This is a genomic window from Arthrobacter sp. B2I5, assembly GCF_030816735.1.
GTDB lineage: Bacteria > Actinomycetota > Actinomycetes > Actinomycetales > Micrococcaceae > Arthrobacter.
Genome location: NZ_JAUSYF010000001.1, coordinates 245,933 through 259,541, shown reverse-complemented (window position 1 = coordinate 259,541; position 13,609 = coordinate 245,933). Strand labels below are relative to the sequence as shown.

Here is a 13,609-nt window from a genome sequence, read left to right as displayed (position 1 = left end):
GCCCAACCACCCTTCTTTGTCCCCGCGAGATGGCATTTAGCGGTAGTCCCGGCGTCGAACATCGCTGTTGAGTGTCATCTCGCGAAGGAATCCCGGAGTGTCGGCGCAGACGGACGGTAAGAAGCCGGTGTAGCCGGCAGACATCAAAGGTAAATTTGGGTAAGGAGAGAACAGCAGGCGGCGACGTGCCTGGGCAGGCAGGAGATTCTCGTGGTGGACGGCAAACTGAGCAGCACGCGGTCAGACCCGCTCATTGACGTACTCCTGGACAGTCCGGACATGAAAGTGTTCCTGGAACGGTTGGTGGAGCTTGCAAGTGCCGAGCTCGGCCAAGGCCCCGGCGGAGCGTCCTGCAGTGTGACCGTAACCAGGAACCGCAGGCCCATGACCGTCTGCAGCAGTGGTCCCGAGGCAGCCGAGATGGACGAGGTACAGTACGCCTCGAAGCAGGGCCCCTGCCTGGAAGCCATCAGGTCGGGCCACCAGATTGAGGTAGTTGACCTCCATGCCGAGACGCGATGGCCGACATATGTGGCAGCAATGGCCGAAAGCCCCATGCGGTCGGTTTTTGCTGTTCCCATCGTACTCAAAACGTCAGGTGGCGCAGCACTGAACTGTTACAGGCGGGATCCCGGCCCGGTCTCTGAGGATGTGAGGGACGCCCTGCTGGACCTGGCGGCAGCGGCGGCACAGTCGATAGCGCTCAGCGTGAGGCTGGAAACGTCCGCAGAGAAGTCCGAGGACCTTACGGCAGCCATGGAATCGCGCACCGCCATCAATCTCGCAGCCGGTGTGCTCATGGCCCAGACGGGCTGCGGCCATGAGCAGGCAATGGAGGTCCTGATCAAAGCCTCGAGCAACCGGAATGAGAAGCTGAGGGATGTTGCGCACAGCATCCTGGCCCGCTTCGACAGCACCGCCCCCACAACCCATTTCGATTCCTTGTAACTCCCGCGCCCCTGGGCGGCACCCCGCGGCCCAATGACCCGGCTACCCCGCCGGCGCCGGCTCGGGCACGGCCGCGGGCTCCGCAGCCACCGCTGCTCCGCCCCGGTGTGGTTCGAAGCGGACGAACATCGCCTTGAAGCCGGGGGTGTTGGACACGCGGGCCACGTTTTCCTTGTGGACCAGGGCGTTGGCTTCGGGGAAGTAGGCGGCGGCGCAGCCCTTGGCGGTGGGATAGGCCACCAGCCGGAACTTGTCTGCCCTGCGGTCCACGCCGCCGAAGGTGCTCACCACGTCCACCAGTTCGCGGTCCTGGAAGCCGGATTCGGCGAGGTCTTCGGGGTGGATCAGGATCACGCGGCGGCCGCCGGAGATGCCCCGGTAGCGGTCGTCCAGGCCGTAGAACGTGGTGTTGTACTGGTCGTGGCTGCGGATGGTCTGCAGCACCAGGTGCCCTGGCGGCGGCGTCAGGTACTCCAGGGGGCTGACGGTGAACCGGCCGCGGCCGATGTCGGTGGCGAAGGACCGGGTATCGCGCGGCGGGTTGGGCAGTACGAACCCGTTTTTGGTCCGGACCCGGGTGTTGAAGTCCTCGAAGCCGGGCAGGACGCGGGCAATGTGGTCGCGGATCACGTCGTAGTCCTCGGCCATGCCGCGCCAGTCCACGGGGTGGTCCGGGCCGAACGTGGCCTCGGCCATCCGGGCCACGATCACTGGCTCGGCCAGCAGGTGCTCAGACACCGGCGTCAGGCGTCCCTGGGTGGAGTGGACCACGGACATGGAGTCCTCCACGGACAGGAACTGCGCGCCGTTCGGGTGCTTGTCGTCCTTGTCCGTCCGGCCCAGGGTGGGCAGGATCAGCGAGGTGCGGCCGTGCACGATGTGCGAGCGGTTGGGCTTGGTGCTGATGTGGACGGTCAGCCCAATCCGCTGCATGCCGGCTTCCAGCGCTTCGGTGTCGGAGCAGGCAAGGGAGAAGTTGCCGCCCATCGAGACGAACACGTCCACGTCGTCGCGTTCAAACGCCTCCATGGACTCCACCGCGTCGTAGCCGTGATGCCGGGGCGACGTGATCCCGAACTCGGTATCCAGCGCTGCGAGGAGCCATTCCTTGGGTTTCTCCCAGATGCCCATGGTCCGGTCGCCCTGGACGTTGGAGTGGCCGCGGACGGGGCAGGCACCGGCGCCGGGCTTGCCGAAGTTGCCCTGCAGCAGCAGGACGTTGACCATTTCCTTGATGGTATCCACGGAGTGCGGCTGCTGCGTCACGCCCAGTGCCCAGCAGAAGATGCTGGCCTTGGATTTGATGAGCATCCCGGCCACGGTCTCAATCTGCGCACGGGTCAGGCCCGTGGCCTTCTCGGTCTCCGTCCAGTCCAGGGTGCGGCGGGCTTCGCGGTAGGCGTCGAACCCGTCCGTCTGGGCCGCAATGAAGGAATGGTCGACGACGGTCCCGGGGTTTTGTTCCTCGGCTTCCAGGAGCAGGTGGCCGAGTGCCTGGAACAGCGCAAGGTCGCCGCCCACTTTGATCTGCAGGTACTCGTCGGCAAGGGGGGTTCCGCCGCCCACCACGCCGGAGACGGTCTGTGGGTCCTTGAAGTTGAACAGGCCGGCCTCGGGCAGCGGGTTCACGGCCACCACCTTGCCGCTCTTGTCCTTGCACTCCTTCAGGGCGGAGAGCATGCGGGGGTGGTTGGTGCCGGGGTTCTGGCCGATGACGAAGATCAGTTCGGCGTCGTGAATGTCGTCCAGGGACACCGTGCCCTTGCCGATGCCGATGGTCGGATTCAGGGCCGAGCCGGAGGACTCGTGGCACATGTTGGAGCAGTCGGGCAGGTTGTTGGTGCCCAGGGACCGCGCGAACAACTGGTACAGGAACGCGGTCTCATTCGCCGTGCGGCCGGAGGTGTAGAACACGCAGCGGTCAGGGGTGGTGGCGCGGATGTGTTCACCGATCAGTTCGAACGCGTCCGCCCAGGAGATCGGCGAGTAATGCGTCTCCCCTTCGCGGATCACCACCGGCTCGGAAAGCCTGCCCTGGTTGCCCAGCCAGTACTCGGTCTTCTCCGACAGTTCCGCTATGGAGTGTGTGGCCCAGAACTCGGCGCCCACGGTGCGGAGGGTGTTCTCCTCGGCCACCGCCTTGGCGCCGTTCTCGCAGAACTCAGCTGTCTTGCGTTTCTTGTCCGATTCCGGCCAGGCGCAGCCCGGGCAGTCGAAGCCGCCGCGCTGGTTCAACCGGAGCAGCGAGTGCGCCGTGCGGGTAACCCCTGCCTGCGCCACAGCGCGTTCCAGCGCCACCATCACGGCCTTCACGCCGGCGGCCTCGGTTTTGGGCTTGTGGACCTCGAGGTTGTCCTCATTGATGTCCGCAACGGGGGCGGGCTGCTTTCCGAACTTCATTGTTCCAACTTCCTTACCGGCTTACGCTGGTCGACCTCCAGTGAAAGGCGCACCGGGTGTTCCCGGCGCGCCTTTCACTGGCACTTCAATGGCTTCCCGCTGACTACTGCGTGACCTTGGCCAGCGTTTCCTGCTCCGCGGCGATGGTGGTGCTGTCACCGTGGCCGGTGCGGACCACGGTTTCGGCCGGAAGCGTCAGCAGCCGTTCCCGGATGGACTTCAGGATGGTGGGGTAGTCGCTGTAGGACCGGCCCGTGGCACCCGGGCCGCCGTTGAACAGGGTGTCGCCGGTGAAGACGGTCCCCTCGCTTTCCAGGTAGAAGCAGGTGGATCCGGGTGAGTGGCCGGGCGTGTGGATGGCCCGCAGCGCAGCTCCGCCCACCTCGAACACGTCACCGTCAGCGTGGTAGCGGTCCGGCTGGGTGTCGGGGTACACCTGTTCCCACAGGACCAGGTCCTCCTGGTTCAGGCAGATGGGCGCCCCCAGGGCATCGGCAACCTCGCGGGCGGCGCCAATGTGGTCGTTGTGCGCGTGGGTCAGCAGGATGGCCTTGACCTTACGGCTGCGGACCTGGTTGATGATCGCGGCGGCGTCGTGGGGGGCGTCGATGATGACGCATTCCTCGTCATCGCCCACAATCCAGACGTTGTTGTCCACATCCCAGGTGCCGCCGTCGAGCGAAAACGTGCCCGAGGTGACCAGGTTCTCAATGGTGACGCTCATGCGGACGCCCCGGCAGGCTGGATCTCGACGACGGACCGCAGGACCTTGCCCTCGTGCATCCTGCCGAAGGCTTCCTCCACCTGGTCGATGCCGATGCGCTCGGACACGAACGCGTCCAGGTCCAGGTTGCCCTGCTTGTAGTGCGAGACAAGCATGGGGAAGTCGCGGGACGGCAGGCAGTCGCCGTACCAGGAGGACTTCAGCGAGCCGCCGCGGCCGAAGACGTCCAGCAGCGGCAGTTCAAGGGTCATCTCCGGCGTGGGGACGCCCACCAGGACCACGCGGCCGGCCAGGTCACGGGCATAGAAGGCCTGCTTGTAGGTTTCAGGACGGCCGACGGCGTCAATCACCACGTCCGCTCCATGGCCTCCGGTGAGGGCGCGGATGGCTTCCACGGCGTCCTCCTGGCGCGAGTTCACGCCGTGGGTGGCGCCGAGGGACGTGGCCATCCCGATCTTGTTGTCGTCGATGTCCACGGCGATGATCGTCGTCGCACCGGCCAGCCTGGCCCCCGCGATCGCCGCGATGCCCACGCCGCCGCAGCCGATCACCGCCACGGACTCACCACGCTTGACCTCACCGGTGTTGATCGCGGCGCCGATGCCCGCCATGATGCCGCAGCCCAGCAGGCCCACGGCCGCGGCGTCAACCTCCGGGTCCACCTTGGTGCACTGCCCGGCAGCCACAAGCGTCTTTTCGGCGAAGGCACCGATGCCCAACGCCGGCGAGAGCACGGTGCCGTCCTCCAGGGTCATCTTCTGGGTGGCATTGTGCGTATTGAAGCAGTACTGCGGCTGGCCCTTGGCGCAGGCCCGGCACTCGCCGCAAACGGCCCGCCAGTTCAGGATGACCCGGTCACCGGGAGCCACCGAGGTGACATCAGGGCCCACCGCGCTGACCACACCAGTGGCCTCGTGTCCCAGCAGGTAGGGGAAGTCATCGCCGATGCCGCCCTGCTTGTAGTGCAGGTCCGTGTGGCAGACACCGCAGGTGAGGATGTCCACCAGAGCCTCCCCCGGGCCCGGATCCGGCACCAGGATGGTTTCCAGCGACACCGGCGCGTTCTTCTCTTTGACTACAACTGCCTGGACTTTGTGAACCATGGTTCTTGTGTTCCTTTCCTGGATCCGGCCGGATCCCGTGAGTCGGCACCAAGTGCCAATGTAGCGGACGTGCACTCCCGGGGACCCCCGCCATCACGTTGCCCTTGCCGCACGCAATTGCGTATTGCACAACATGATGCGCATAGCGCCTACTGCGAATATGGCAGCGGCCGCCGTCGCTGTCAATAGATATATCAGTCCGCGGGCAGCTGGTCGCCAGCCGCTCGGAGCGCCATGCAGCCGCATTACGTGCTGTAAATCGCGGGCAGTAGGCTGGATGGCATGGCTTTTGAAGAATCTCCGGCCGAGCGGCGCGAAGTTAACGTCCGCCGGGCACCCAAGTACGTCCCCTTCCTGATCCTGGGGGCGCTGGTGGGTGTTGCTGCGGCCGCGGTAGTGGCTTATGCGGTGCCGGGCGATGAAACCTTCGACCCGGGCGCAGTGTTCGGGTTCTTCCTGGTGATGTTTGCCGCCGGCGGCGCAATCCTGGGCGCCGCACTGGCGCTGGTCCTGGACCGCCGGAGCCTGAAGCGGCAAGAGAAAGCCGTGGTGGAGGCCGTTCCGGATTCGGAGCCGGACACGGATCCCCAGGGTTAGCAAGTCACAAACCAGCGGCCGGAAAAGTCGTACCCCATATCGTGAGATAATCGACCAGTGGCACGCGGCGATGGAAAACTTTCCCATGATCTTCTCCCCGGCGAAAAAGGCCCGCAGGACGCTTGCGGCGTCTTCGGCGTCTGGGCCCCAGGCGAAGAAGTAGCAAAACTTACCTATTACGGGCTGTATGCACTGCAGCACCGCGGTCAGGAGTCAGCTGGCATAGCTACCAGCGACGGCAAGCGGATCAATGTCTACAAGGACATGGGCCTCGTGTCCCAGGTCTTCGACGAGACCACGCTGAACACCCTGACCGGGCACCTGGCCGTCGGCCACTGCCGCTACTCCACCACCGGCGCCAGCCACTGGGCCAACGCGCAGCCCACCCTGGGCGCCACCGCCACCGGCACGGTCGCCCTGGCCCACAACGGCAACCTGACCAACACCGCCGAGCTCAACGCCATGATCACCGAGCGCAACGGCGGCCAGCTCACCGGCGAAATGAAGCAGGGCAACACCTCGGACACCGCCCTGGTCACCGCACTTCTCGAAGGCGAGCCGGGCAAGAGCCTCGAAGAAACAGCCACGGAGCTCCTGCCCAAAATCAAGGGCGGCTTCTGCTTCGTCTTCATGGACGAAGGAACCCTCTACGCGGCCCGTGACACCTACGGAATCCGCCCGCTGGTCCTGGGCCGGCTGGAGCGCGGATGGGTTGTCGCTTCCGAGCAGTCCGCCCTGGCCACCGTGGGCGCCAGTTTCATCCGGGAGATCGAGCCGGGCGAGTTCATTGCCATCGATGAGGACGGCGTGCGGTCCAAGCGGTTCGCGGAGCCGACGCCGGCGGGTTGCGTCTTCGAATACGTCTACCTTGCGCGCCCGGACGCCGCCATTGCCGGCCGCTCGGTCTACGAGTCCCGGGTGGAGATGGGCCGCCAGCTGGCCCGCGAAAACACGCAGCAGGCGGACATCGTCATCCCCGTGCCGGAATCCGGCACCCCCGCGGCTGTTGGCTACGCCGAGGAATCCGGTATCCCCTTCGCGCACGGCTTCGTCAAGAACTCCTACGTGGGCCGTACGTTCATCCAGCCCTCCCAAACCCTGCGCCAGCTGGGCATCCGGCTCAAGCTCAACGCCCTTGAATCCGTGATCCGCGGGAAGCGCGTCGTAGTGGTGGATGACTCGATCGTCCGCGGCAACACCCAGCGCGCCATTGTGCGGATGCTCCGGGAAGCCGGCGCCGCGGCAGTGCACGTGAAGATTTCGTCCCCGCCCGTCCAGTGGCCCTGCTTCTACGGCATCGACTTCGCCTCCCGGGCCGAGCTGATTGCCAACGGCGCCACCATCGAGGAGATCTCCCAGGCCATCGGCGCGGACTCACTGGCCTACATCTCCGAGGACGGCATGATCGGTGCCACCCGGCAGCCGCGCGAACGTCTCTGCACCGCCTGCTTCACCGGCAAGTACCCCATCAAGCTCCCTGATGCGGACAAGCTGGGCAAGAACCTGCTGGAACGCACGGACCTGGGCGGGCTGAAGCCTTCCCCGTCAGCGCTTCCCGGTGAAACCGCCGCCCTGGCCGTTGACGCCACCGAGGACCCCGCGGAGAAGCCCGGAGCCACCGGCTGCGACCCGGGCCCGGACTCCGAATTCGAGAACCTGCTGACTGAAGCCGACCTTGTGCCCGACGTACCCGCCGCCACCAGCGCCGACAAGAAAGAGTCCGTATGACTTCCGCTAACACCGCCGCAGATAACTCCGGCATCACCTACGCCTCTGCAGGCGTCGACGTTGAAGCCGGGGACCGCGCCGTCGAGCTCATGAAGGATGCCGTCAAGGCAACCCATAACTCCTCGGTGATCGGCGGGGTGGGCGGCTTCGCCGGCCTCTACGACGTTTCCCGGCTGCTGACCTACAAGAAGCCGCTGCTGGCCACGTCCACGGACGGCGTGGGCACCAAGGTTGCCATTGCCCAGGCCATGGACATCCACGACACCATCGGATTCGACCTGGTGGGCATGGTGGTGGACGACATCGTGGTGGTGGGCGCCGAGCCGCTGTACATGACCGACTACATCGCCTGCGGCAAGGTGGTCCCGGAGCGCATCGCGGGCATTGTCCGCGGCATTGCCGCCGCGTGCTCCGTGGCCGGCACCGCGCTGGTGGGCGGCGAGACCGCCGAGCACCCGGGCCTGCTGGGCGAACACGAATACGACGTTGCCGGCGCAGCCACCGGCGTTGTGGAGGCCGATGCACTGCTGGGCCCGGACCGTGTCCGTGCCGGGGACGTGGTGATCGGCATGGCCTCGTCCGGCCTGCACTCCAACGGGTACTCCCTGGTCCGCCGCGTCATCAACCACGCCGGCTGGGCCCTTGACCGGCAGGTATCCGAACTCGGCCGCACCCTGGGCGAGGAGCTCCTCGAGCCTACCCGCGTCTACGCCGCCGACTGCCTGGACCTGGCCCGCACCTTCCCGGTCAGTGCCGGCGCGGCCGTTCACGGCTTCAGCCACGTCACCGGCGGCGGCCTGGCCGCAAACCTGGCCCGCGTCCTCCCCCAGGGCCTCGTGGCCACCGTGGACCGCGCCACCTGGGAACTGCCCGCCATCTTCAAGCTGGTGTCCGAACTCGGCAACGTGCCCCTGGCGGACCTGGAGCGCACCCTGAACCTCGGCGTCGGCATGGTGGCCATCGTGTCCCCCGAAGCCGCCGATGCCGCTGTTTCCCGCCTGAACGACCGCGGCCTGCCGTCCTGGATCATGGGCACCGTCACCGAGGATTCAGAGTCCATCCTGAAGTCCGGCCCGGATTACGTCCAGGGCGCCAAGGGCGTGGACGGCGGAGCAGTCCGCCTGGTCAACGCCTACGCCTAGGACCCTCCATCGAGTGCTCCGCACTTGTCGTTTTCACACCCGAAAACGACAACTGTGGAGCACTCGATGTGTTTAAGCGACTTGGATGAGGTTGAGGATTCCACCCTGGGGGTCCTCGATGGTGGCCAGTGATCCTGGAGCCGGATGGTCATCCGGCTCCACCAGCACTTCGCCCCCTGCCGCCAGGGCGGCCGCTGCCGCCTTCGCGATATCTGCCGCCCCAAAGTAAATCTGCCAGTCGGCGTCTTCGTCTTCGTCTTCGTCGGCAGGAACAATGCCGGCCACCTCACTGCCGGCAATGAGCAACGTGCAGTAGCTGCCGCCGTCGTGCTGGGGGTACTCGGTGACACCATGGCCGAAAAGCTGCTGGAAGAATCCGATGGCGGCCTGCGGCTCGGGCGTGAAGAGCTCGGCCCAGGCCAAGGCGCCGGGTTCATTGAAGAGATGGCTGCCGTAGTGGGTACCCGCCTGCCAGATCCCGGTGGTTCCGCCGCCGGGAGGGGCCAGGAAGCCCAGTACGCCGGTATCCCCCACTTTCTCGGGCCCAAACTGCACGGTACCGCCGGAATGACGGGCATCGCGGAGCAGCTCCGCGGCGTCCGGGACCGCAAAGTAGACGTTCCATTCGGCGGCAGTCCCTGCCTCCAGCTGCAAGGGATTTTGCGGCGCTATGGTGGCCACCAAGTGCCCGCGGACAAAGGCCTGAGCATAGCTGCGGCCGTCCGGTGTGGGGAAGTCCTGGTAGGTCCAGCCGAAGACCCGTCCATAGAAGTCTTTGGCGGCAGCAACATCGGGGGTCTGCAGATCCGCCCAGCAAGGCTCGCCGCTGGCGTATGTGGTCCGAACAGTCATGCGGTCAGGTTACCAACCAACACGGAAAGCCCGCTGCCCTATACCAGTAATCCGGTATGGCAGCGGGCTCCGTGAAGTAAGCGGTCACCCGAAAACGGGTATCAAAAAGGAGGTCCGCACATTCCCTGGGTCCAAACAGCAGCTACTGCAGAACCAGAATGTGCTTTCGCGCCACAGCAGCCGGGCCCGGAGGCCACAGCAGGCTTGCGACAACTAGCCGATGCGACGGTGGTCTACCTCGTCGTCATCGTCATCCAAATCATCCGCGTACTTATCCACATAAGCCGAATAGTCCGGTTCGACCGGTTCATTCGAGTAATGGCTCGTTGAACGGCTGCCCGGGCCCGTCAGCTCGCGCTGAAGTGCCGAGTAGTCAGTGTTCGGGGAGTAGTACTTAATGTCCCGAGCCTGCTTGGTAGCTTTTGCCTTTTGACGGCCGCGCCCCATGGCGTGACCCCCTTTTGTACTTGGACCGGAGGTGGTCACCTTGGCGATCGGTGAGGCCCCGGAATGTTTGGTCAATTTGTCGTACACCTAGATTACATGCTTTCGGCGGGCCCCGCTTGCCGCCTCGGGGTCCGGACGGCCGGGTGGGGTACCATGGCGCACCTCGACCCGCGGGATTCCGGCATTTTTCTTGGGTAGAGTCACTTAAGAACTGCCGATTTTGTCTGGCCTTTGGCGAGCCGCGGAACCAAACCCAGGAGGATGCGAACCCGTGAACCACCAGGACATCCCGCCCAAACCCGCCTCGCCCCCGCAGACCGGAAGCGTGCCACAGATCCAGGGCGGGACCGGCCCGGCCCCGGCTCCGGAATCCGTCACCTGGTCCCAGCCCCGCCACGATCCCGCCCCAGAAAATCACGTCAACAGGAAGCCTGCCCTGTGGAAGGCGCTTCTCGTCACCGTTATCGTCGCCGTAGCGGGCTCACTGGTGTGGCTTGCCGTCTGGCTGAATTCTTCACCCGGCAGCGAGGTGGCAAAGAATGATGCACAGGGTGTGCTGCAAACCGCCGTCACGCCGCCGGCCACTCCCCAGCCCCTTCCCCGGGAGGGTGTTGCACCCGCTGCCTACGCGATTGGTGACTGCTTCAAGGATTTCGATCCGCAGGCCCTCGCGTCCACCGTGGTGCCATGCGATACCGGCCACTCAGCCCAGCTCGTTGCGACTCTCCGCTACCCGGACAGCGCTGAGTATCCAGGGGCCGAGTCACTCAAGGCCAAAGCCCTGCAAGTCTGCCAGGCGGCGAAGCTCGGACCGGCGGCCAAGCAGTTCCAGCTCAACTACCAGCGCAGCTTCCCCAGCAGCACCAGCTGGGAATCCGGCGACCGGAGGGTGGATTGCTACGTCGCGGCCGACACCGGCAATGTGATTAACGCAAGCGTGCTGCCCTGACGGTTCACCCGCCAAGGCAGCACGGTCCGCATCACAAGGCCGGCGGCTAGTCCTTCCGCCTGACCGACAAGCCGGAGCTCGGGGCGCCAGTCATTGTGTCCACGTTGCCCTCGGTCAGTTCGCCGAAGTCCGGCGCCGTATCAACCAGCACGGTGTCACCGTCGCTGATCTCACCGGCGAGGATGGCCTTGGCCAGCCGGTCGCCGATCTCGCGCTGCACCAGGCGTCGCAGCGGCCGGGCGCCGTAGGCGGGGTCGTAGCCGGACAGCGCCAGCCACGCCTTGGCGCTGTCAGTGACATCGAGGGTGAGCCGCCGCTCGTGCAGCCTACGCCCCAGTTCGGCCACGTGCAGCTCCACGATGTGGGCCAGCTCCTCCACCGTGAGGGCGTCGAACAGCACCACTTCATCGAGCCGGTTGAGGAACTCCGGCTTGAAGGACGCGTTCACCGTGGCCATAACGGCATTGCGCTTGGCCTCGGCGTCCAGGGACTGGTCCACCAGGAACTGGCTGCCCAGGTTGGACGTGAGCACCAGGATCACGTTGCGGAAATCCACGGTGCGGCCCTGCCCGTCGGTGAGGCGGCCGTCGTCGAGCACCTGCAGGAGGATGTCGAACACCTCGGGGTGCGCCTTCTCCACTTCGTCCAGCAGCACCACCGAGTAGGGACGACGGCGGACGGCCTCGGTCAGCTGCCCGCCTTCCTCGTAGCCCACGTAGCCCGGAGGCGCACCCACGAGCCGGGCCACAGAATGCTTCTCGCCGTACTCGGACATGTCGATCCGCACCATGGCGCGTTCGTCGTCGAACAGGAAGTCCGCCAGGGCCTTGGCCAGCTCGGTCTTGCCCACGCCGGTGGGGCCCAGGAACAGGAAGGAACCGGTGGGCCGGTTGGGGTCGCTGATGCCGGCCCGGGCACGCCGGACGGCGTCTGACACAGCGGCCACTGCCTTGCTTTGGCCGATGAGCCGCCTGCCGAGCTCCTCCTCCATGTGCAGCAGCTTCTGGCTTTCGCCCTGCAGCATACGGCCGGCGGGGATGCCGGTCCAGGCGGAAATGACCTCGGCGATGTCTTCCGCCGTCACTTCCTCCGCCACCATCTGTGCAGACTTGTCCGTCACGGCAGCCTCCGCTTCGGCAGCGGCGTTCAGCTCCCGTTCCAGCGCCGGGATCTCCCCGTACAGGACCCGCGAGGCGGTCTCCAGGTCGCCCTCGCGCTGGGCCTTGTCCGCGGCGGAGCGCAGCTCATCCAGCTTGGCCTTCAGGTCACCCACCCGGTTCAGGCCGGCCTTTTCGGCCTCCCACCGGGCGTTGAGCGCGGAGAGTTCCTCTTCCTTGTCCGCCTTGTCGGCGCGGAGTGCGGCAAGCCGTTCCACGGAGGCGGCGTCGGTCTCGCCCTCCAGCGCGAGCTCTTCCATGGTGAGCCGGTCCACCTGGCGCCGCAGCTGGTCGATCTCCTCCGGCGCGGAGTCGATCTCCATGCGCAGCCGGGACGCGGCTTCGTCCACCAGGTCGATGGCCTTGTCCGGCAGCTGGCGGCCGGAAATGTAGCGGTTGGACAGGGTGGCGGCGGCCACCAGGGCGGAGTCCGCGATGGACACTTTGTGGTGCGCCTCGTAGCGCTCCTTGAGGCCGCGGAGGATGCCGATGGTGTCCTCCACGCTGGGCTCGCCCACGTACACCTGCTGGAAGCGGCGTTCCAGGGCTGCGTCCTTTTCGATGTTCTCGCGGTACTCATCAAGCGTGGTGGCACCGATCAGTCGCAGCTCGCCGCGCGCCAGCATGGGCTTGAGCATGTTGCCGGCGTCCATGGACGAATCACCGGTGGCGCCAGCCCCCACCACGGTGTGGATCTCATCGATGAAGGTGACGATCTGGCCCTCGGAGCCCTTGATTTCCTCCAGGACCGCCTTCAGCCGCTCTTCGAACTCACCGCGGTACTTGGCGCCGGCCACCATGGAGCCGAGGTCCAGGGAGATGAGGGTCTTGCCGCGCAGGCTTTCCGGAACGTCACCGGCCACCATCCGCTGCGCCAGGCCTTCCACTACTGCGGTCTTGCCCACGCCGGGTTCGCCGATGAGCACCGGGTTGTTCTTGGTGCGCCGCGAGAGGACCTGGACCACGCGCCGGATTTCGGAGTCGCGGCCGATTACGGGGTCCAGTTTGCCGGCGCGGGCCATGGCGGTGAGGTCGGTGCCGTACTTCTCGAGCGCCTGGAAGGTGTTTTCGGGGTCCGGGCTGTCCACCTTGCGGTCACCGCGGACTCCCGGCAGGGCAGCCAGGAGCGCTTCGCGGGAGGCGCCGGCGTCGCGCAGCAGGCGGGCCGCGGCATCGTTGCCGGCCGACAGGCCCACCAGGAGCACCTCGGTGGAGACAAAGGAGTCGCCCAGGCGGTCCGCTTCCTCCTTGGCATGCTGGATGGCCTGCAGGGCGGGCCGGGACAGCTGTGCCTGCTGGCTGGAGCCGCCGGAAGTGGCGGGCAGGGCCTTGATGGCGCTGCTGGCCTGGACACTGACAGCGTCCGGGTCCGCGCCGGTGGCGCGAAGCAGCGCGACGGCGACGCCCTCACGCTGGTCCATCAGCGCCTTGAGGAGGTGCGCTGGTTCCACCTGCGGGTTCCCGGCCGTCGAGGCGTTCATTGCGGCGGCGGAAAGAGCCTCCTGGCTCTTGGTGGTGAATTTGACGTCCAAAGAGAGCTCCTTTCGGGGGCTTGTTGACTA

General features: G+C 66.1%; 11 protein-coding genes. 5 read left to right on the top strand and 6 right to left on the bottom strand.

Going from position 1 to position 13,609, the window contains the following annotated elements:
* The first annotated feature begins 210 nt into the window (after positions 1–210).
* Positions 211–948: a GAF and ANTAR domain-containing protein gene (locus QFZ60_RS01165; protein WP_307087403.1), complete on the top strand. Its 738-nt coding sequence runs from the start codon at positions 211–213 to the stop codon at positions 946–948.
* A 42-nt stretch (positions 949–990) separates the two neighbouring features.
* Here the strand turns inward: QFZ60_RS01165 and QFZ60_RS01160 are convergent, their stop codons facing one another.
* From QFZ60_RS01160 to QFZ60_RS01150, 3 genes are all read right to left on the bottom strand, one after another.
* Positions 991–3,348 carry an FdhF/YdeP family oxidoreductase gene (locus tag QFZ60_RS01160; protein WP_307087401.1) on the bottom strand — a complete coding sequence of 786 codons (2,358 nt, stop codon included), beginning with the start codon at positions 3,346–3,348 and terminating at the stop codon, positions 991–993.
* A gap of 103 nt (positions 3,349–3,451) precedes the next feature.
* Positions 3,452–4,072, bottom strand: coding sequence for an MBL fold metallo-hydrolase (locus QFZ60_RS01155; RefSeq protein WP_307087399.1), 621 nt, complete (start codon positions 4,070–4,072; stop codon positions 3,452–3,454).
* The gene (locus QFZ60_RS01150) at positions 4,069–5,175 is read right to left on the bottom strand and encodes an S-(hydroxymethyl)mycothiol dehydrogenase (protein WP_307087397.1); all 1,107 of its coding nucleotides are present in this window, start codon (positions 5,173–5,175) and stop codon (positions 4,069–4,071) included. Before QFZ60_RS01150 ends, QFZ60_RS01155 begins: the two co-directional genes overlap by 4 nt.
* Positions 5,176–5,457: 282 nt before the next feature.
* Here QFZ60_RS01150 and QFZ60_RS01145 point away from each other — a divergent pair, with 282 nt between their 5' ends.
* From QFZ60_RS01145 to purM, 3 genes are read left to right on the top strand one after another with little or no spacing between them, the layout of a single operon-like run.
* Complete coding sequence (locus tag QFZ60_RS01145) at positions 5,458–5,772, top strand: hypothetical protein (RefSeq protein ID WP_142117935.1); 315 nt, start codon at positions 5,458–5,460, stop codon at positions 5,770–5,772.
* 57 nt (positions 5,773–5,829) lie between these two features.
* Positions 5,830–7,500, top strand: coding sequence for an amidophosphoribosyltransferase (gene purF / locus QFZ60_RS01140; protein ID WP_307087395.1), 1,671 nt, complete (start codon positions 5,830–5,832; stop codon positions 7,498–7,500).
* On the top strand, positions 7,497–8,642 hold the full coding sequence (gene purM / locus QFZ60_RS01135; RefSeq protein WP_307087393.1) for a phosphoribosylformylglycinamidine cyclo-ligase: 1,146 nt from the start codon (positions 7,497–7,499) through the stop codon (positions 8,640–8,642). The genes purF and purM overlap by 4 nt, the downstream gene beginning before the upstream one ends.
* 72 nt (positions 8,643–8,714) lie before the next feature.
* Here the strand turns inward: purM and QFZ60_RS01130 are convergent, their stop codons facing one another.
* The gene (locus tag QFZ60_RS01130) at positions 8,715–9,494 is read right to left on the bottom strand and encodes a VOC family protein (protein ID WP_307087391.1); all 780 of its coding nucleotides are present in this window, start codon (positions 9,492–9,494) and stop codon (positions 8,715–8,717) included.
* A gap of 213 nt (positions 9,495–9,707) precedes the next feature.
* Complete coding sequence (locus QFZ60_RS01125) at positions 9,708–9,941, bottom strand: DUF3073 domain-containing protein (protein ID WP_142032484.1); 234 nt, start codon at positions 9,939–9,941, stop codon at positions 9,708–9,710.
* Positions 9,942–10,212: 271 nt separating this feature from the next.
* Here QFZ60_RS01125 and QFZ60_RS01120 point away from each other — a divergent pair, with 271 nt between their 5' ends.
* Entirely contained in the window at positions 10,213–10,890 is a 678-nt protein-coding gene (locus tag QFZ60_RS01120) for a septum formation family protein (protein WP_307087389.1), read from the top strand.
* A gap of 46 nt (positions 10,891–10,936) precedes the next feature.
* Here QFZ60_RS01120 and clpB read toward each other — a convergent pair whose 3' ends face one another.
* Complete coding sequence (gene clpB / locus QFZ60_RS01115; protein ID WP_307087387.1) at positions 10,937–13,579, bottom strand: ATP-dependent chaperone ClpB; 2,643 nt, start codon at positions 13,577–13,579, stop codon at positions 10,937–10,939.
* Positions 13,580–13,609: the final 30 nt, after the last annotated feature.